15 protein-coding genes are annotated in these 16,601 nt (G+C 71.4%); 9 read left to right on the top strand and 6 right to left on the bottom strand.

The window, feature by feature from the left end:
- Nucleotides 1–17 precede the first annotated feature (17 nt).
- Nucleotides 18–764, top strand: coding sequence for a class I SAM-dependent methyltransferase (locus tag ACLQ3K_RS15775; protein ID WP_224650741.1), 747 nt, complete (start codon nucleotides 18–20; stop codon nucleotides 762–764).
- On the opposite strand, the gene ACLQ3K_RS15770 is transcribed toward ACLQ3K_RS15775, so the two are convergent.
- Entirely contained in the window at nucleotides 651–1,646 is a 996-nt protein-coding gene (locus ACLQ3K_RS15770; protein ID WP_426000614.1) for an EamA family transporter, read from the bottom strand. The two genes, ACLQ3K_RS15775 and ACLQ3K_RS15770, sit on opposite strands and share 114 nt — an antisense overlap.
- 138 nt (nucleotides 1,647–1,784) lie before the next feature.
- On the opposite strand from ACLQ3K_RS15770, the gene ACLQ3K_RS15765 reads away from it, so the two are divergent.
- Genes ACLQ3K_RS15765 through ACLQ3K_RS15750 form a run of 4 tightly spaced genes read left to right on the top strand, consistent with a single transcriptional unit; the run spans nucleotide 1,785 to nucleotide 6,516 of the window.
- Nucleotides 1,785–2,507, top strand: coding sequence for an SDR family oxidoreductase (locus tag ACLQ3K_RS15765; RefSeq protein ID WP_426000612.1), 723 nt, complete (start codon nucleotides 1,785–1,787; stop codon nucleotides 2,505–2,507).
- A 22-nt stretch (nucleotides 2,508–2,529) separates the two neighbouring features.
- Nucleotides 2,530–3,420 (top strand): LysR family transcriptional regulator, encoded by an 891-nt coding sequence (locus tag ACLQ3K_RS15760; RefSeq protein ID WP_224650734.1) that lies wholly within the window; start codon nucleotides 2,530–2,532, stop codon nucleotides 3,418–3,420.
- Nucleotides 3,421–3,453: 33 nt separating this feature from the next.
- Entirely contained in the window at nucleotides 3,454–4,704 is a 1,251-nt protein-coding gene (locus ACLQ3K_RS15755) for an MFS transporter (RefSeq protein WP_426000610.1), read from the top strand.
- A gap of 12 nt (nucleotides 4,705–4,716) precedes the next feature.
- On the top strand, nucleotides 4,717–6,516 hold the full coding sequence (locus ACLQ3K_RS15750) for an exonuclease domain-containing protein (protein ID WP_426000608.1): 1,800 nt from the start codon (nucleotides 4,717–4,719) through the stop codon (nucleotides 6,514–6,516).
- Between the two features lie 116 nt (nucleotides 6,517–6,632).
- On the opposite strand, the gene ACLQ3K_RS15745 is transcribed toward ACLQ3K_RS15750, so the two are convergent.
- From ACLQ3K_RS15745 to ACLQ3K_RS15735, 3 genes are read right to left on the bottom strand one after another with little or no spacing between them, the layout of a single operon-like run.
- A complete protein-coding gene (locus ACLQ3K_RS15745; RefSeq protein WP_426000606.1) occupies nucleotides 6,633–7,379 on the bottom strand; it encodes a glucose 1-dehydrogenase in 747 nt (248 codons plus the stop codon).
- On the bottom strand, nucleotides 7,376–9,001 hold the full coding sequence (locus ACLQ3K_RS15740; RefSeq protein WP_426000604.1) for a flavin-containing monooxygenase: 1,626 nt from the start codon (nucleotides 8,999–9,001) through the stop codon (nucleotides 7,376–7,378). Before ACLQ3K_RS15740 ends, ACLQ3K_RS15745 begins: the two co-directional genes overlap by 4 nt.
- Entirely contained in the window at nucleotides 8,998–9,954 is a 957-nt protein-coding gene (locus tag ACLQ3K_RS15735; RefSeq protein WP_426000602.1) for an alpha/beta hydrolase, read from the bottom strand. Before ACLQ3K_RS15735 ends, ACLQ3K_RS15740 begins: the two co-directional genes overlap by 4 nt.
- A 150-nt stretch (nucleotides 9,955–10,104) precedes the next feature.
- Here ACLQ3K_RS15735 and ACLQ3K_RS15730 point away from each other — a divergent pair, with 150 nt between their 5' ends.
- The gene (locus tag ACLQ3K_RS15730) at nucleotides 10,105–10,722 is read left to right on the top strand and encodes a TetR/AcrR family transcriptional regulator (RefSeq protein ID WP_426000600.1); all 618 of its coding nucleotides are present in this window, start codon (nucleotides 10,105–10,107) and stop codon (nucleotides 10,720–10,722) included.
- Nucleotides 10,723–10,750: 28 nt separating this feature from the next.
- Here ACLQ3K_RS15730 and ACLQ3K_RS15725 read toward each other — a convergent pair whose 3' ends face one another.
- The gene (locus tag ACLQ3K_RS15725; protein ID WP_426000598.1) at nucleotides 10,751–11,332 is read right to left on the bottom strand and encodes a TetR/AcrR family transcriptional regulator; all 582 of its coding nucleotides are present in this window, start codon (nucleotides 11,330–11,332) and stop codon (nucleotides 10,751–10,753) included.
- Nucleotides 11,333–11,423: 91 nt separating this feature from the next.
- On the opposite strand from ACLQ3K_RS15725, the gene ACLQ3K_RS15720 reads away from it, so the two are divergent.
- From ACLQ3K_RS15720 to ACLQ3K_RS15710, 3 genes are all read left to right on the top strand, one after another.
- On the top strand, nucleotides 11,424–13,136 hold the full coding sequence (locus ACLQ3K_RS15720) for an FAD-binding dehydrogenase (RefSeq protein WP_426000596.1): 1,713 nt from the start codon (nucleotides 11,424–11,426) through the stop codon (nucleotides 13,134–13,136).
- Nucleotides 13,133–13,939 (top strand): SDR family oxidoreductase, encoded by an 807-nt coding sequence (locus ACLQ3K_RS15715; protein ID WP_224650704.1) that lies wholly within the window; start codon nucleotides 13,133–13,135, stop codon nucleotides 13,937–13,939. The genes ACLQ3K_RS15720 and ACLQ3K_RS15715 overlap by 4 nt, the downstream gene beginning before the upstream one ends.
- Before the next feature lie 97 nt (nucleotides 13,940–14,036).
- A complete protein-coding gene (locus tag ACLQ3K_RS15710; protein WP_426000593.1) occupies nucleotides 14,037–15,203 on the top strand; it encodes a globin domain-containing protein in 1,167 nt (388 codons plus the stop codon).
- On the opposite strand, the gene ACLQ3K_RS15705 is transcribed toward ACLQ3K_RS15710, so the two are convergent.
- A complete protein-coding gene (locus ACLQ3K_RS15705) occupies nucleotides 15,193–16,599 on the bottom strand; it encodes a PLP-dependent aminotransferase family protein (RefSeq protein ID WP_426000591.1) in 1,407 nt (468 codons plus the stop codon). The genes ACLQ3K_RS15710 and ACLQ3K_RS15705 overlap by 11 nt on opposite strands.
- Between the last annotated feature and the right edge of the window lie 2 nt (nucleotides 16,600–16,601).

Below are 16,601 nucleotides of genomic sequence, written 5' to 3'. Positions count from 1 at the left end.
TAGGGCAAGCTGGATTCATGGCTGAACTGCACGAAGATCGGCGCCGCGCCCTCTCCTTCGGGGCGATCGCCGACGACTACGACCGGCTCCGCCCGCGCTACAGCGACGTCACGCTGGACGCGATCGCGACCGGTGGCACCGCCCTCGACGTCGGCGCCGGGACCGGGATCCTCGCCCGGCAGCTGCGGGACCGCGGGCTGGACGTCCTCGCCGTCGAGCCCGACGGTGCCATGGCAGCGGTCGCGCGCGAGTCGGGCGTCCCCGCCGAGGTCGCGACCTTCGAGGAGTGGGACGCGCGGGGCCGCACCTTCGACCTGGTGACCTTCGGCCAGTCCTGGCACTGGGTCGACGCCGAGACCGCGGTCCCGCGGCTCGCAGGCCTGCTCAACCCGGGCGGCCGCGTCGTCCTGCTGTGGAACAAGCTGCGGCCGACGGCACCGTCGAACGACGACCTGCGGGCAGCGAGCGAGGACTACGTCAACGTCGAGGCGGCGGGTGCGGGCACGGCCCACGACCAGATGTTCGCGATGGCGGAGCTGCGCGGCCGGTTCGAGGCCGCGGGCTTCACCGTCACCGAGCGCGAGGACTCGTGGACCGAGACGCAGGAGAAGGACCGGTGGCTGGACCTCGTCTTCACCTATTCGGGCCACTCAACCCTGCCGGACGACCGCCGGGTCGCCCTGCGCGCCGCGCTCGCCGAGGTCATCGGCGATGGCGACGTCGAGCTCGCCGCCGGCACCATCGCGCTCATCGCCGAGCGGTAGCGGCGCGGGCCTGCGCAGCATCCCCAGCAGGCAGCCGGCGATGACGATCCCGGCGCCCGCCAGCGCGAGTGCGGTGGGGTGCTCGCCGAGCACCACCGCGCTCGCCGCGATGCCGACGACGGGAACGAGGAGCGTCGCTGGCGCGACCGTCGAGGCGGGGTAGCGGGCCATCAGCGCGCCCCACAGCCCGTACCCGACGACGGTGCTCAGGATGGCGATGTAGGCGACGCCCAGGAGGGCGAGGCGACCGTCGACACCGTCGAGGCTGTGGGCCAGCGCCTTCCAGCCGATCGTGGGGCCCTCGACCGCCGCGCTGAGCGCCAGCATGGGCAGGGGCGGGATGACCGACATCCAGAGCGTGAAGCGGAAGGGCTCCGACGGTGCCGCCAGCCGCTGTCCGATGTTGCCGAACGCCCAGCTGAGCCCGCCGAGCAGGGTGAGGATCACGCCGAGCACCCCGACCCCGGCCGCGGCGTCCGCGCGGTCGGCGATGATCAGGCCCATGCCGACGACGGCGATCCCGATGCCCGCGATCTGTCGGACGGTCAGCTTCTCGTGCAGCAGCACGGCACCGAGCAGCACGGTGAAGGGAGCGGACGACTGCAGCACCAGCGAGGCGAGGCCGGTGGGCATGCCGATGTGCATCGCGGTGAACAGCAGGCCGAACTGGAAGGTGCCCGACCCGATGCCGTAGAGCAGCAGCCACTTGACCGGTCCCTTCGGCGGTCGCACGAAGAGCAGCACGGGGAGCGCCAGCACGAGGAACCGCAGCGCGCCGAGGAACAGCGGCGGGTAGTAGTCGAGGCTGTAGCGGATGGCGAGGAAGTTGAGACCCCACAGCACGACGACGGTGAGGGCGACGAGGCGGTGACGGGGGCTCATGAACTCCACTGTCCCGGCCCCGGACAGGAAGAACAATCGAATACTTCTTGAGTGTCCATGTAGCGGCGCTACACGGATCTGGAATCACGCGGCGCGCAGCACTGCCCCGCGCTGGGGTGGGGTCGCTAGCTTCGCGGCATGACCTTCGCACTGCGTGACCGCACCGTCGTCCTCATCGGGGGAGGCAGCGGAATCGGCCTGGCCGTTGCCCGTCTCGCCGTCGCGGAGGGGGCCCGGGTCGTCCTCGGGGGACGCTCGCAGGAGCGGCTCGACGGTGCCGTCGCCGAGCTCGGTCCTGCCGCGACCGCGCGGACGGTCGACACCGCCGACCCGGAGTCGGTGGGGGCCTTCTTCGCCGGGATCGATGCGGTCGACGCGCTGTTCACCACGGCGGCCACCTACACCGTCGGGTCGTTCCGAGACCTTTCCGTCGAAGACGCGCGCAGTCCCTTCGAATCGAAGTTCTGGGGCCAGTATCGCGTGGTCAAGGCGGCCTTGCCGAAGCTGACCTCCGACGCCGCGGTGGTGCTCACCTCCGGCGCGGCCAGCGTGCGTCCCGCGGGTCCGGCGGCGCCGTACGTCGCCGCGAACGCCGCGATCGAGGGCCTCGCGCGCGGCCTGGCCGTCGAGCTGGCACCCGTGCGCGTCACCGCGATCGCGCCGGGCACCGTCGACGGGAATCTCTGGGCGGGCAGGCCGCCGGAGGTGCGCGACGCGGCCTTCGCGCACATTGAGCGCGAGGCCGTGCTCGGGAGGCCGGGGACCGAGGAGGAGATCGCCGCCGCGGTGGTCCACCTGTTCACGAACACCTACACGACGGGCTCGACGCTGTACGTCGACGGCGGGTACGCCCTGCGCTGAGCCCCGCGTACTCTCGGTGCGCATGGACGTGCACCGCTTGCGGATCCTGCGTGAGCTCGCCGATCGCGGCACGGTCGCGGCGACGGCCCGGGCGATGGATATGACGCCGTCGGCGGTGTCCCAGCAACTCAAGGTGCTCGCGCGCGAGGCGGGCGTCGACCTGCTCGAGCCCCACGGTCGCCGCGTGCGCCTCACCGACGCCGGGCTGGCGCTCGTGGTCCGCGCGGAATCCGTTCTGGGCGAACTGGACCGGGCGCGCGCGGAGATGGACCGCTACCGCTCGACGCCGATCGGCGTGGTCCGGCTGACGCTCTTCCCGTCGGCGGCCGAACTCCTCCTGCCCGGCGTGCTGCGCCGCACCGCCGCCGCGGGCATCCAGGTGGCCGCCGCGGACGCCGACCTGCCCGGCACGGAGCTGCCGGCGATGCTCGCCGACGCGGACGTGGTGGTCGCGCACCGCGACGAGCGGGCCGCGCCGCTCGGCGGGCCCCGGATCGCCTCCCGCGTCCTCATGCGTGAGCCGATCGACCTGGTGGTGCCGGTCGACCACCCGCTCGCGGAGGCCGGCCGGGTCGACGCGGCGCAGCTCGCGGATCTGGACTGGATCAGTGTGCGCGACGGCTTCCCCGTCGACGACGTGCTCCGTTCCCTCGCGACCATCACCGGAGTGCAGCCACGGGTGGTGCAGCGGATCAACGACTTCCACACGATCCAGGCGATGGTCGCGGCCGGGCTCGGCGTGGCGCTGGTCGCGCGCCACGCCGTGACGCATCCCGGCGTGCGCAGCCTGGAGATCGTCGGTGTCCTCGCCGCCCGCATCCTCGAGGTGGCGACCCGGCCCGGCGCCGAGCGGCGGCCCGCGGTGGCCGCTGTGCTCCGCGCGCTCGACGAGGAGGTCGCGGCGGTGAGTTGACGCGGACGTCAAAGTCATCCCATGATTCCGGGGATGACGTCGCACCCGCACGACCCCGTCCCCGCCCCGCTCCGGGCCGTCGGCGTCCTGACCTGCGCGGCCGCCCTGATCACGATGGGCATCTGCCTGCGCCTGATCTTCGGCAGCTCGTCCGCGGTGCTCGACGAGATCCGCGACGCCTACGGCCTCAGCGGCGCCGAGGTCGCGATGCTCACCACCGGCCCCGTGATCTGCCTCGGCCTGTTCTCGGCCGCCGCACCGCGCCTGGCCCGCCGCTACACCGCGGTCGTGGTGGCGACGGTGGCCGTCACCATGATCGCGATCGGCAGCGCCCTGCGGATCGCGCCGAGCTGGGCCGTCCTGCTCGGCGGCACGATGCTCGCGGGCGCCGGCATCGCGTTGGGGAACGTGCTCGGGCCCGTCCTCGTGCGGATCTTCTTCCCCCACCGCATCGGACTGATGACGGGCCTGTTCACCTCGATGGTCTGCCTCTCCACCGGCTTCGCCTCGGCGCTGACGGTTCCCGGTGCGACGGCCCTCGGCGGCAGCTGGCGCGGCTCGCTCGCCCTCTGGGCGATCCCGTCGCTGGTCGCCGCCGCGCTGCTGGTCGTGGTCACGGTGCGGTACCTCAGGTTCCGCCGGACCGTCCCCGAGGACGACGGTGCCGACGCCCGCGGCGCGGCCCGGACGGTGCTGCGCAGCCCGGTCGCGTGGGCGGTCACCGGGTTCATGGGACTGCAGTCGCTGCAGGCCTACGCCCTCATCGGGTGGATCCCCACGATCTACCGCGACCGCGGGATGTCCGCGGAGGCCGGCGGCGCGATGCTCGCGATCGGCGGCCTGCTCAGCGTGGTGACCGCGCTGACCTTCCCGCAGTGGGCGGCGCGGCGTCGCGAGCAGCGGATCGTCGCGGTCGCGGCCGTCGCGCTGCAGGGGATCGGCGTCCTCGGCGTCCTCGCCTTCGGGAACGGCCTCGGCGCGTGGATCGCGAACATCTTCGTCGGCTTCGGCCTGGGCGCGATGATCTCGCTCGCGGTCACGATGATGAACCTGCGCGCCGCCACCACGTCCGAGGCGGTCTCGCTCTCGGCGATGTCGCAGACCGTGGGCTACCTCTTCGCCGCCTGGGGTCCGATGCTCATGGGCGTCCTGCACGGCGTGCGCGGGGACTGGACCCTCCCGCTGATCACCCTGCTGGTGCTGCTGATCCCGCTTCTGCTGTGCGGGATCGTCGCGGGCGGCGATCGGACCGTCGGAAGCGCAGGAATTGTCCGGCCGACGTGATACTGATCTTGGGTGCTTGAACCCGCGCTCTTGAATCATGATCTGGATCTGGCGTCCCTGGCCCTGGTGGACGTCGAGACGACGGGCCTCTCGCCTGAGCGGCACAGAGTGTTGTCGATAGCGGTCGTCCTCCTCGATTCCAGCGGACGGATCGAATCCGAGTTCCACACCCTCATCGACCCCGGTTGCGATCCGGGACCAGTGCACGTCCATGGTTTGACGAGACAGGTGCTCGCCGGCGCGCCCGCATTCTCCGAAGTTCTTCCCCGCGTGGCCGGCATGATTCGGCAACGCACGGTCGTCGCGCACAACGCGGCGTTCGACATGGCGTTCCTCGATGCTGAGTTCCGACGCTGCGGTGGAGAGATGCCTGTGGTCGACCGGATGTGCACCCTGGCCCTCGCTCGTCGGGTGGCCCCACCGACCGTCGATTGTCGTCTGGGCACTCTGGCCGTGCACTACGGCGTGCCTCAGCGGCGCGCGCATGACGCTCTTGAAGACTCGCGTGTGCTCGCTGGAGTCCTGCTTCGCCTCCTCGCGGACGCATCGCTGCTCGGGGTGAAGCCCCCTGTGGTTCCGAGCGCACCCGCGACGAAGCCGAGCGGCGCAGCGCGTTTCGAGCCGTCTCGACTGGGGCCAAAGCCGCCCTGTGCATTCCGGAACCCGGGACGTCTGGAGACCGTCCTGGTTCAGGGGATGAAGGTAGCGATCACGGGCGAAACGGCATCGTCTCGGCTCGAACTGACCGCGGCCGGCGACCGTGCGGGCCTGGACATGGTCGGTTCAGTGAGTCGGCACACGAGCCTGCTCGTCGCCCACCGGCACGATGGTGATTCGCGGAAGGTGAGGGCTGCCGTTGCGCACGGCACGCCGATCGTCCGCGAAGCGGACTTCCTCAGGCTCCTCGCCAACATCGTGCCCGGCATTCCCAAGTCGAGCCCGGCTCTGCGGGAAGCGACGCCGGCAAGGACGCAGGAGAGAAAGCCCGCAGCGGGGCCCGGGCCGCTCGCCGGCCGACGGATCCTCGTCCTGGGCGGCGATCACCGCACGGCCGGAGACATCCGGTCCCGCGTGGCGGAGCAGGGAGGCTCTGTCGCAGTCAATCTGTCGAGATCGGTGAGTGACGTGATCGTTCTCGACAACGGCGATCGGGACCCGCGCTTCGCGAAGATCGTAGTCCTCGGTTTGCCGATTCACGGACCGGAACTGGTTCGAGGAGAAGCGACGACAACTGCGCCTGAGATGGCAGCCGTGCCCGATACGCACGCAGTGGGCGATTTCGTCGTCCCAAGGGAGCTCTCCCGCGGACAAGTGGTGGATCTGCCGGTGGGAGATCGAGGGGCGGAGTGGACGTTCCGAGTCACCTGGGCGGAGACCACTGGGTACGCAGTCGACGTCGTCGCGTTCGTCCTCGACGACGAGGAGCTGGTCTCGGGCGACGAGGACATGGTCTTCTTCAACCAGCCGATTACGCCGGGTGTGCGGCTCCAGGTGAACAGTGCCAGCGATCACGGTGTCGCCGTGTGCCTGTCCGAACTACCCGACCAGGCGCGGCGGGTCGTGATCGCCGCCGTCGTCGACGGCGACGACGTCCACTTCGGTGACGTAGGAGCCATTGAGGTCGAAGTCTCTTCGGGCGATGACGGCGCGACCGTCATGAGAGGCACTCTCGACGCCGCCACCACGGAACGATCTTTGCGTCTGGTCGAGGTGTATCTCCGCAACGACGTGTGGCGGTTGAGGTCTGTCGGCCAGGGTTACGAGTGGGGTCTCGCCGACTTGGCCACCTCGTTCGGCGTGGATGTCGACTGATCGCGGAGCCACTGCGAGCGCGCGCGCAGCTGCGGCGCACGGGAACGGCCGATCGCGGAGTGACAGGACGGCGCCGCCGCCGGATCGTGATCCGGCGACGGCGTGTCAGGGGCGGATCAGATCTCGCGGCCGGCGCTGTGGCCGCCGTCGATGACGTACTCGCCGCCGTTGACGAACGACGCCTCGTCGGAGGCGAGGTACACCATGAGCCCCGACACCTCCTCGGGCTGGGCGAAGCGGTGCAGCGTGTTGCCCGTGGTGTCCTCGTCGCTCACCTCCATGATGGACGTGATGAGCGGCGTCTTGATCGCTCCGGGGTGCACGGAGTTGACCCGGATCCCGCGCTCCGCCAACTCGATCGCCGTCGATCGGGTGAGGCCGCGCAGGCCCCACTTCGAGGCGCTGTAGGCGTGATAGCCCGTGTAGCCCTGGATTCCGGCCGTGGAGGACACGTTGATCACCGACGCGGGCGCCGCGGCGGTCAGCGCAGCCAGGGCGGACCGCATGCCCAGGTACGGCCCGGTCAGGTTGATCGCGATCGTCCGGTTCCACTGCTCCGGCGTGTAGTCCTCGAGCGGGCCGATGCTGTAGATGCCCGCATTGTTCACGAGGACGTTCAGCAGGCCGTAGGTCTCGACGGTGTGGTTCACCGCGGCCTCCCAGCCGGCGGCATCGGTGACGTCCAGGTGGACGTACGACGCGGCGTCTCCGAGCTCCGCGACGAGCGCGCGACCCGTGTCGTCGGCGATGTCCGCGACAACCACCTTCGCGCCCTCCGCGACGAACGCGCGGACGTGAGCCGCACCCATTCCCATTGCGCCGCCCGTGATCAGGGCGACCTTCCCGGCCAGACGATCCGTCACGCCACTTCCTCTTCCGTGAGAGCCGCTGCGTCGGTGAGGACGAAGCCGCGGTAGCCGTCGGCCGCCACGTCATCGCACCGGTCGCGGTAGTCGACCAGTCCGCCGCAGTACATGAGTGCTTGCTGTGTCTTACCCGCGATGTTGGCACCGCGGTACCAGGAATTGGTCTTGCTGTAGAGCGTCATCGCCATCGCGGCCTCGACCTGCTCGCCCCACTGTCGCTCGGATTCGGGCAGTGCCTCGATCTCGACGACACCGGATTCGCGCAGGTCGGTCAGACAGCGCACGATCCACTCGACGTGCTGCTCGATCGCGGCGAACATGTTGACCAGGACCGACGGGCTCTGCGGCCCCGTGATGGTGAACAGGTTCGGGAACCCGGACGTCGCCAGGCCGAGGTAGGTGTGGGCGCCGTCGGCCCAGGAGTCCTTGAGCGAGAAGCCGTCCCGGCCCCGGAAGTCGATCCGGGTCAGGGCGCCGGTCAGGTTGTCGTAGCCGGTGGCGTAGACGATCACGTCCACCTCGTGGAGGCCGGACTCGGTACGCACACCGGTCGGGACGATCTCGACGATCGGGTCCTCGCGGAGGCTCACGACGTCGGTGTTCGGGCGGTTGAACGTGGCGTAGAAGTCGGTATCGGTCACGATCCGTTTGCCGCCGATCGGATAGTCGGTCGGCGTCAGGGCGCGCGCGGTCGCGGGATCGTCGACCACGGCGGCGATCTTGTCGCGGACGAACGCGGCCATCAGTTCGTTCGCGTCCAAGTCCAGCTGGACGTCGGAGAAGGCGGTGAGGAACAGGTTCCCGCCCAGCTTCCACGCCTGCTCGAGGACGGTGGTGCGCTTGGGCTCCGGCGTCGCGAGGATGGCGTCGCCGGTCATCGGGAGATTGATGCCGGAGAAGGTCCGGCGCTTCTGCTCCGCGAGCACCGCGTGATTCTTCTTCGCGAGGGTGATCTCGTCGGCGCACAGCGCGCGGTTGCGCGCGGGGACCGTGTACGCCGGGGTGCGCTGGAAGACCGTGAGGTGCCCGGCCGCGTCGGCCAGGTGCGGAATCAGCTGCACGCCGGACGATCCGACGCCGATGACCGCAACGCGCTTGCCCGTGAAGTCGACGCCCTCCGCCGGCCAGCGGCCGGGGTGGTAGGTCTCGCCCCGGAAGGACTCGGCGCCCGCGAACGGCGGGACGCTGGTCGCCGAGATCGACCCGGCGGCGGTCACCACGAACCGGGCGGTGGTGACGGCACCGTCGGACGTGGAGACCCGCCAGGTGGAGGACTCCTCGTCGAACCGCGCACCGTCGACCCTGGTCTCGAAGGTGATGTGCCGCCGCAGGTCCAGGCGGTCGGCGACCCACTCCGCGTACGCGAGGATCTCGGGCTGGGTCGCGTAGCGCTCGGTCCAGGTCCACTCGGTGGCGAGCTCCTCGCTGAACGAGTACTGGTAGTCGAGGCTCTCGACGTCGCAGCGGGCGCCGGGGTAGCGGTTCCAGAACCACGTTCCGCCGACGCTGGTGCCGGCCTCGAACGTGGCGACGGTGAAACCCTGCTCCCGCAGGGCGTGCAGGGCGTAGAGGCCGGCGAACCCGGCCCCGATGACGATGACGTCGACGTCCCGGTTCATGCGTGTGCCTCCTCGGCGATGGCGGTGACGGCGCGGGCGAGTGCCGCGCAGAGGTCGGAGTTCTGGCGCTGCGAGACGGCGGCGGACACGGCCACCCCCGACGAGCCGTGGAACGTGCCGGCGTACATGTGCACCTCGGTGGGGACGTCGGCGTGGGCGAGCCGGCGGGCGTACTCGAGGCCCTCGTCGCGCAGCGGATCGAACTGGTTCACGGTGATGAACGCCGGGGGCAGGCCGCGCAGGTCGGTCGCGCGGCCGGGGGCGGCGTACGGCGTGGCGGGGGCGCCGGCGAGGTAGCCCGCCCAGCTCAGCTCCGCGTTGCGTCGGTGCCACAGCAGGGCATCGGGGTAGTCGCGCATCGACTCCGTGTCGATCCGGTCGTCGACGACGGGGATGTCGAGCAGCTGGAACGCGACCCGCCGGGCACCGGTGTCGCGGTCGTGCAGGGCGAGGCCGGCGGCGAGCGCACCACCCGCGCTCTGGCCGCCGACGGCGATCCGGCCGGCGTCGACGCCGAGCTCGCCCGCTTCGGTGGCGACCCAGGCGAGCGCCGCGCGGGCGTCGTCGAAGGCGCCGGGGAAGGCGGTCTCGGGGGCGAGCCGGTACTGCACCGAGACGCCGACGGTGCCCGCCTCCTGCGCCGCCCGGCACAGGAACGGCAGCGATTCGGCGGCGTCGCCGATGACGAAGCCGCCGCCGTGCAGCCACACCAGGGCCGGGCGCGGACCGTCGGCCGGCGCCGTGGGGGTGACGACGTAGACGTCGACGGGCGGCGCACCGTCGAGCCCGGGGGCCGTGCGCGCCTCGATGCGGACGCCCGGGCCGGGCTCGAACGACGGTGCGGCCGACGCGGCGGCGGCGAGGCCGGCGCGGGTCCCGTCGACGTCGGCGACGTCCACCCGGGGCAGATAGGGGATGACCGGGGCGACCTCGCGGTCGTAGGGGTGAGACATCGTCGTCCTCTCTCTGACGGGACGCCTTCGGTGACGTCGAGTCGTGTCACTAGACACAGTGTCTGGCGAAATCGAAGGTAGCAGGAATGTGTCTTGCGCCACAACCGTCGTTCGAAAGCGGGCGGTATCACCTCGGTAGAGTCACGGACCGTGACCGAAGCCGAATCCTCCGGAGTGCCGCGGTCCAACCTGCGCGACGTGCAGCGCGAGACCACGCGGGCGCTGCTGATCGAGGCCGCGGTCCGTGTCTTCGCCCGGGACGGTTACGCGGGGGCGACGGTGAACGCGATCAGCGCCGAGGCCGGCGCCAGTCGGGCCACGTTCTACCTGCACTTCCGGACGAAGGCGGACGTGCTACCGGAGTTGGTCGCGCGGTCGGGGCACCGGCTCCTGGGGAGGTATCTCGACCTGGGGCCCCTGATCGATCCGCCCGATCGTGCGGCGCTCGAGGGATGGGTGCGGGAGTCGATCCGACGGTGGCCGGAGATCGAGGACGACATGCGTCCCGTCTACGAGGCGGCGGACGCCGACCCGGAGCTGTTCGGGCGCCTGTTCCCAGACGACCTGCCCGGTAGCGCGAACCTCGCGGAGGCGCTCGGCGCGGCCGGCATCGGCGTCGACGCGGAGGACACGGCGATGCGGGCCGCCGTGATGCACGCGCCGATGTACTACCTGCTCCGGAGGCGCCTCCGGCGCGAGCAGTTCGATCCTGATCGCGCGGCGGTCGCCATCGCCGCCGCGTGGATGGGAGTCCTGCGGGACCGCTGACGTTTCCGCGTCCGCGGCGGTCGCGCCGTCAGCTCTCGACGGTGTGCAGACCGGCCGGCAGGAACCGTAGGAGCAGGTCGCGGGCGGCGGAGGAGTCGCGGTCGACGAGGTGGGTGAGCTGGACGCCCTCGTAGAGCGCGATCGCGTACCGGGCGAGCGTCGTGGCGTCGTCCGGCCCGACGAAGCGGGCGAGTGCGGCGGACAGGCGCTCGCGGAGAACGACGTCGCGGACGGTGAGCCGGCGCGCGGCCTCGGGGTCGCGCGCCGCGTAGATGGTGAACTCCGTCGAGAGCAGGGCCCAACGGCGTTCGTCGGGATCGTCGGGCGCGGCCGCGCGCGCGGCGCCGGCAATGGCTCCGTCCAGCGAGTCCGCTCCGTCGATCACTGCGGTGATCCGGCCGACCTGATCCTCGGCGTGCCGGTCGAACAGGGCGTAGAACAGCGCTTCCTTGCCGGAGAAGTTCGAGTAGAAGGCGCCGCGGGAGAGTTCCGCGCGGGCGCAGATCTCGTCCATCGAAGCGGCGTGGAACCCGCGCTCCGCGAACACCTCCAGCCCGGCGTCGAGGAACCTCTCGACGGTCCGCGCGCGCGTGCGCTCGCCCTTCGCCATGTTCCACCTCGAATCCGTTGACCGCGCCGATGCTCCGTGCAAGGATAGCGATAACTAGAACAATCAGTCTATTTATGGACGAGGAGGCGGCGTGAGCGAGGAACGATCGCAGGTCGCAGGGTTCGAGCCGGATGCGATCGTCGTCGGCGCCGGACTTGCGGGCCTGGTGGCCGCGTACGAGCTGAGCCGGGCCGGGCGCCGCGTGCTGGTGCTCGACCAGGAGAACCGCAACAACCTGGGCGGCCAGGCGTTCTGGAGCCTGGGCGGCCTGTTCCTGGTGGACTCGCCCGAGCAGCGGCGCCTCGGCATCAAGGACTCCTTCGAGCTGGCGTGGCAGGACTGGACGGGTTCGGCCGGCTTCGACCGCGAGGATGAGGATCATTGGCCCCGGCAGTGGGCCCGCGCCTACGTCGAGTTCGCGACGCACCGCAAGCGCGACTACCTCCGACGCCTCGGCCTCGGCTTCACGCCCGTCGTCGGCTGGGCCGAGCGGGGCGGCGGCGCCGCCGACGGCCACGGCAACTCGGTCCCCCGCTTCCACCTCACGTGGGGAACGGGCCCCGAGGTGGTCCGCGTCTTCCGCGAGCCCGTCGAGCGCGCGGAGGCGCAGGGACTGGTGCGCTTCGCCTTCCGGCACCGCGTCGACGAGCTCCTCACCGCCGACGGTGCCGTCGTCGGCGTCCGCGGCGCGGTGCTCGAGCCCACCGACCTGGACCGCGGCGTCGCGAGCGGCCGGGAGACCTTTGGCGAGTTCGAGTTCCGCGCACCGACGGTGCTCGTGACCTCCGGCGGAATCGGCCACAATTTCGAGCTCATGGAGAAGTACTGGCCCACCGAGCGACTCGGCCCGTTCCCGCAGCACATGATCGCCGGCGTGCCCGCGCACGTCGACGGCCGCATGCTCGCGATCTCCGAGGCGGCGGGCGGGAACATCGTCAACCGCGACCGCGTGTGGGCCTACACCGAGGGCATCCACAACTGGGACCCGATCTGGCCCGACCACGCGATCCGCATCATCCCCGGACCGTCGTCCTTGTGGTTCGACGCGAACGGCAACCGCTTCGGGGCCCCGGACTTCCCCGGCTTCGACACCAACTCGACGATGAAGGCGATCCTCGGGACCGGCTACGACTACTCGTGGTTCGTGCTCACCCAGACGATCATCGAGAAGGAGTTCGCCCTCTCCGGCTCCGAGCAGAACCCGGACATCACCGAGAAGGACATCAAACTCGCACTGGGGCGGGTGAAGTCGAAGGGCGCCCCCGGCCCCGTCGAGGCCTTCAAGCAGCACGGCGAGGACTTCATCGTCGCGGACACCCTCGAGGAGTTGGTCGCGGGCATGAACCGGATCGGCCGCGGCGGGCACGTCGACATCGAGCACCTGCGCACCCAGATCGAGGCGCGCGACCGCGAGACGGCCAACGCCTTCAGCAAGGACGCCCAGCTCCAGGCGATGCACAACGCCCGGAACTACCTGGGCGACAAGGTGGTGCGCGTCGCCAAGCCGCACCGGATCCTCGACCCGGCGCACGGGCCGCTCATCGCCGTCCGCCTGAACATCCTGTCCCGCAAGACCCTCGGCGGGCTCGAGACGGACCTCTCCGCGCGCGTCCTCGGGTCCGACGGTGCGCCCGTCCCGGGCCTGTACGCCGCCGGTGAGGTCGCCGGGTTCGGCGGCGGCGGTGTGCACGGCTACAACGCGCTGGAGGGTACATTCCTCGGCGGATGCATCTTCTCGGGCATGACGGCGGGCCGCGCCGCGGCCCTCGCGACGAGCGATCGAACCGGAGGTACACGGGCATGAGCGGACGTACGGCACTGGTGACCGGAGCCACCTCCGGCATCGGCTACGAGACGGCGAAGCTGCTGGCGCAGAAGGGCTACCGGGTCCTCGGTACCAGCCGCAACCCGGAGGCGATTCCCGCCGACAAGCGGATCCCCGGCGTCGAGTACCTGGCTCTCGACCTCGCCGACCGCGACTCGGTGGCCGCGTGTGCCGCGGCCGCGGGCACCGTCGACATCGTCGTGAACAATGCGGGCGAGAGCCAGTCCGGGCCGCTCGAGGAGCTCCCCGCGGACGCGGTCGACCGGCTCTTCCAGACGAACGTCTTCGGCGCCGTGCAGCTCACCCAGCGGCTGCTGCCCGCGATGCGCGAGCGCGGATACGGCCGCGTGATCATGGTGGGCTCGATGCTCGCCAGCTTCCCGCTCGCCTACCGCGGGTCCTACGTCGCGGCCAAGGCCGCGCTCAAGGGCTTCGCCTCGGCGGCACGGCAGGAGCTCTCGCCCTTCGGCGTGCGGGTCTCGACCGTGGAGCCGGGCTCCATCGCCACGGGGATCGGCGAGCGGCGCACCAAGTACGTCGCCGACGACTCCGTGTACCGCGCCGACTTCGACACCATGATCGAGAACCTCGACGCCAACGAGCGGGCGGGCATCACGCCGGCGCAGGTCGCGGAGGTGATCGTGAAGGCGATCGAGTCCGACAAGCCGCGCGAGTTCTACGCGGTGGGCAGCAACGCGCCCCTCGTCTTCCTGCTCAAGCGTCTGGTCCCGGTCGAGGTGGTCTCCAGCATCGTCGCCCGCAGGCACGGCCTCAAGCGGTAGACGTCCCGGATCCTCGGGACATCCGTCCCTGGCGGCGACAAGGAACTACTACATAACGTCGTAGTAGAACACTCCTGCTGCCCGAGGATCGATGCCCATGCTCACCGAAGCCCAGATCGCCGTCGTCCGCGACTCCCTGCCCGCCGTGGGCGCCGCGATCGACGAGATCACGCCGATCTTCTACCGCCGCCTGTTCGAGGCGCACCCCGACCTGGAGCGCGACCTGTTCAACCGCGGCAACCAGGCGGTGGGTGCCCAGCAACGCTCGCTGGCCGCGTCGATCGCGATGTACGCCACCGCCGTCATCGACGACGAGCTCTCCGCGCGGTCGATGCTCGAGCGGGTCGCGAACAAGCACGCCTCGCTGGGAGTGGCCCCGGCGCAGTACCCGGTCGTCCACGAGCACCTGTTCGCGGCGATCGCGCAGGTGCTCGGGGACGCCGTCACGCCCGCGGTGGCGGAGGCGTGGAGCGCGCTCTACTGGCAGCTCGCCGACGAGCTGATCACCCTCGAGAAGGGGCTCTACGGTGCGGCCGGGGTGAGCCCCGAGACGGTGTGGCGCACGGTGGTGGTGGACGAGCGTCGCCAGGAGACCCCGCACACCGTCGCCTTCGTGCTCGCCGACCCGTCCGGCGATGCGCTGCCGGACTTCCTTCCCGGGCAGTACATCTCGGTCGCTACCCGGCTGCCCGACGGCGCGCGCCAGATCCGGCAGTACAGCCTGTCCGGCGCGGGCGAAGGCCGGTGGCGGATCGGCGTGCGGCGCGACGGCGCGGTCTCGTCGTACCTCCACGACTACGCGTTCGAAGGGGCACGCCTGCAGGTCTCGCCGCCCTTCGGCGACATCGTGCTCGACAGCGACCCCGCCACCCCGCTGGTGCTCGCCTCGGCGGGCATCGGGATCACCCCGGTCCTCGGCATGCTCCACCACCTCGCGGAGGAGGGCGGCGCGCGCCGGGTGATCGTGGCACATGCCGATCGCACCCGGGCGACCCACGCGCACCGGACCGAGCTGAAGGAGCTCGTCGGCCGCATTCCGGGCGCCGCGCTGCACACCTGGTACGACGCGCTGCCCGACGGGTACCCATTGGGCGAAGCGGAGTCCCGCGGCCGGATCGATCTGAGTGGCCTCCCCATCCCGCCCGACGCCCATGCCTACCTCTGCGGCCCGCTGCCGTTCATGACCGGCGCGGCCGCGCAACTCGAGGGCGCCGGCGTCCCACGCGAGCGGGTGTGGTTCGAGGCCTTCACGCCTACCGTGTGATCGCGGCCTGAAGGATCCGCGCCGCCTCCGGGAATCGTTCCGGCTGCGGCCCGGCGTAGGCGAGGCGCAGGTGATTGCCCGTCGGTTCCGCGGGGAACCACTCGTCGCCGGGCCCGACGACGAGGCCGCCCCGTCGGCAGCGGTCGACCACCGCGCCGAGATCCACGTCGCCGGGCAGCCGCGCCCACAGGGCGAGGCCGCCGCGCGGCACCGCGTCCACGGCCACCGCGGGAGCGTGTTCGTGCAGCGAGCGCAGGAGCAGATCGCGCCGCTCGCCCAGCTGGCGGCCGAGCCGGCGCAGGTGGGTGCGCCAGGCCGGTGCGGTCACCACGTCGAGCGCGACGGCCTGCAGCACTCCGCTCACGTACATCGCGTCCGCCTGCGTGTCGGCGAGGATCCGGTCCCGCGCCGGACCGCGCGCGATGACGGCGGCGACCCGCACCGCGGGGGCCACGCTCTTGCTCAGCGAGCGGATGTAGACCACGTGACCGGCATCGTCCCGGGTCGCGATCGGGACCGGCTCGACATCGATCCCGAAGTCCCGCGCGTAGTCGTCCTCGATGAGGAAGGCGTCGGCGTCGCGGACGGCGTCGAGGATCGCGGTGGCCCGCTCGGTGTCCCAGACGGCCCCCGTCGGGCTCGCGAATCGCGGCTGCGCGTAGAAGGCCCGCGCCCCGGTCTCGGCGAGGACGCGCCGCACGACGTCGGGATCCGGGCCCGACGGTCCGCTCGGCACCGGCACGACGTCGACGCCGGCCTGCTCCGCCGCCAGGATCGCGCCCCAGTAGGTCGGCGATTCCATGACGAGGGGTCGGCCCGCGCCCACGAGGGCGCGGAACGCGGTGAGTAGCGCGCCCTGGCTCCCCGGGGTCACCACCACGTCGCGCGCACCGACGGGGCCGACCCCGGCGGACGTGAGCGCGGCGAGCTCCGCGGCGAACCAGGATCGCAGTTCAGGGAGCCCGGCGACCGGCGGACGCCCCAACAGCGCCTCGCTCCGCGAGGCGCGGGCAAGCGCCGGGCGCACGAGCCGCTCGGGTAGCAGTTCGCGTGCGGGATATCCCGAGTGCAGGCCGATGGCGTCGCCGTCCGAGGGTTGCAGGGCCGTGGGCGCAGCGGGGGTTCGGCGGCCCGCGGCTCCGAGCGCCGCCGTCTGCCAGCCGAGGTCGACGGGGCGGGCGGCGCGCTCCACCCGCGCGAACGTGCCTATCCCGGGCCGTGTTTCGATCGCTCCCGAGGCCGCGAGGGTGCGCAGCGCCTGCTGGACGGTGACGGGGCTGACTCCGTGCTCGGCGACCAGTGCGCGGGTCGACGGCAGCTTGGCCCCGGGCGGGGCGGCGGCGATCCAGGCCCGCAGCGCTGTCGTCAGCCGCACGGCACTGCTATCGTTGGACATGA

This window comes from Tsukamurella sp. DT100 (genome assembly GCF_049844855.1).
Lineage (GTDB): Bacteria > Actinomycetota > Actinomycetes > Mycobacteriales > Mycobacteriaceae > Tsukamurella.
This window is presented reverse-complemented; position numbering and strand designations above follow the sequence as displayed.

Coding starts and splice junctions, on each gene's coding strand:
- ACLQ3K_RS15770 (WP_426000614.1), bottom strand. CDS start 1,646: ATGAGCCCCCGTCACCGCCTCGTCGCCCTCACCGTCGTCGTGCTGTGG.
- ACLQ3K_RS15735 (WP_426000602.1), bottom strand. CDS start 9,954: ATGTCTCACCCCTACGACCGCGAGGTCGCCCCGGTCATCCCCTATCTG.
- ACLQ3K_RS15725 (WP_426000598.1), bottom strand. CDS start 11,332: ATGGCGAAGGGCGAGCGCACGCGCGCGCGGACCGTCGAGAGGTTCCTC.
- ACLQ3K_RS15705 (WP_426000591.1), bottom strand. CDS start 16,599: ATGTCCAACGATAGCAGTGCCGTGCGGCTGACGACAGCGCTGCGGGCC.
- ACLQ3K_RS15710 (WP_426000593.1), top strand. CDS start 14,037: ATGCTCACCGAAGCCCAGATCGCCGTCGTCCGCGACTCCCTGCCCGCC.
- ACLQ3K_RS15760 (WP_224650734.1), top strand. CDS start 2,530: ATGGACGTGCACCGCTTGCGGATCCTGCGTGAGCTCGCCGATCGCGGC.
- ACLQ3K_RS15775 (WP_224650741.1), top strand. CDS start 18: ATGGCTGAACTGCACGAAGATCGGCGCCGCGCCCTCTCCTTCGGGGCG.
- ACLQ3K_RS15765 (WP_426000612.1), top strand. CDS start 1,785: ATGACCTTCGCACTGCGTGACCGCACCGTCGTCCTCATCGGGGGAGGC.
- ACLQ3K_RS15755 (WP_426000610.1), top strand. CDS start 3,454: ATGACGTCGCACCCGCACGACCCCGTCCCCGCCCCGCTCCGGGCCGTC.
- ACLQ3K_RS15715 (WP_224650704.1), top strand. CDS start 13,133: ATGAGCGGACGTACGGCACTGGTGACCGGAGCCACCTCCGGCATCGGC.
- ACLQ3K_RS15740 (WP_426000604.1), bottom strand. CDS start 9,001: ATGAACCGGGACGTCGACGTCATCGTCATCGGGGCCGGGTTCGCCGGC.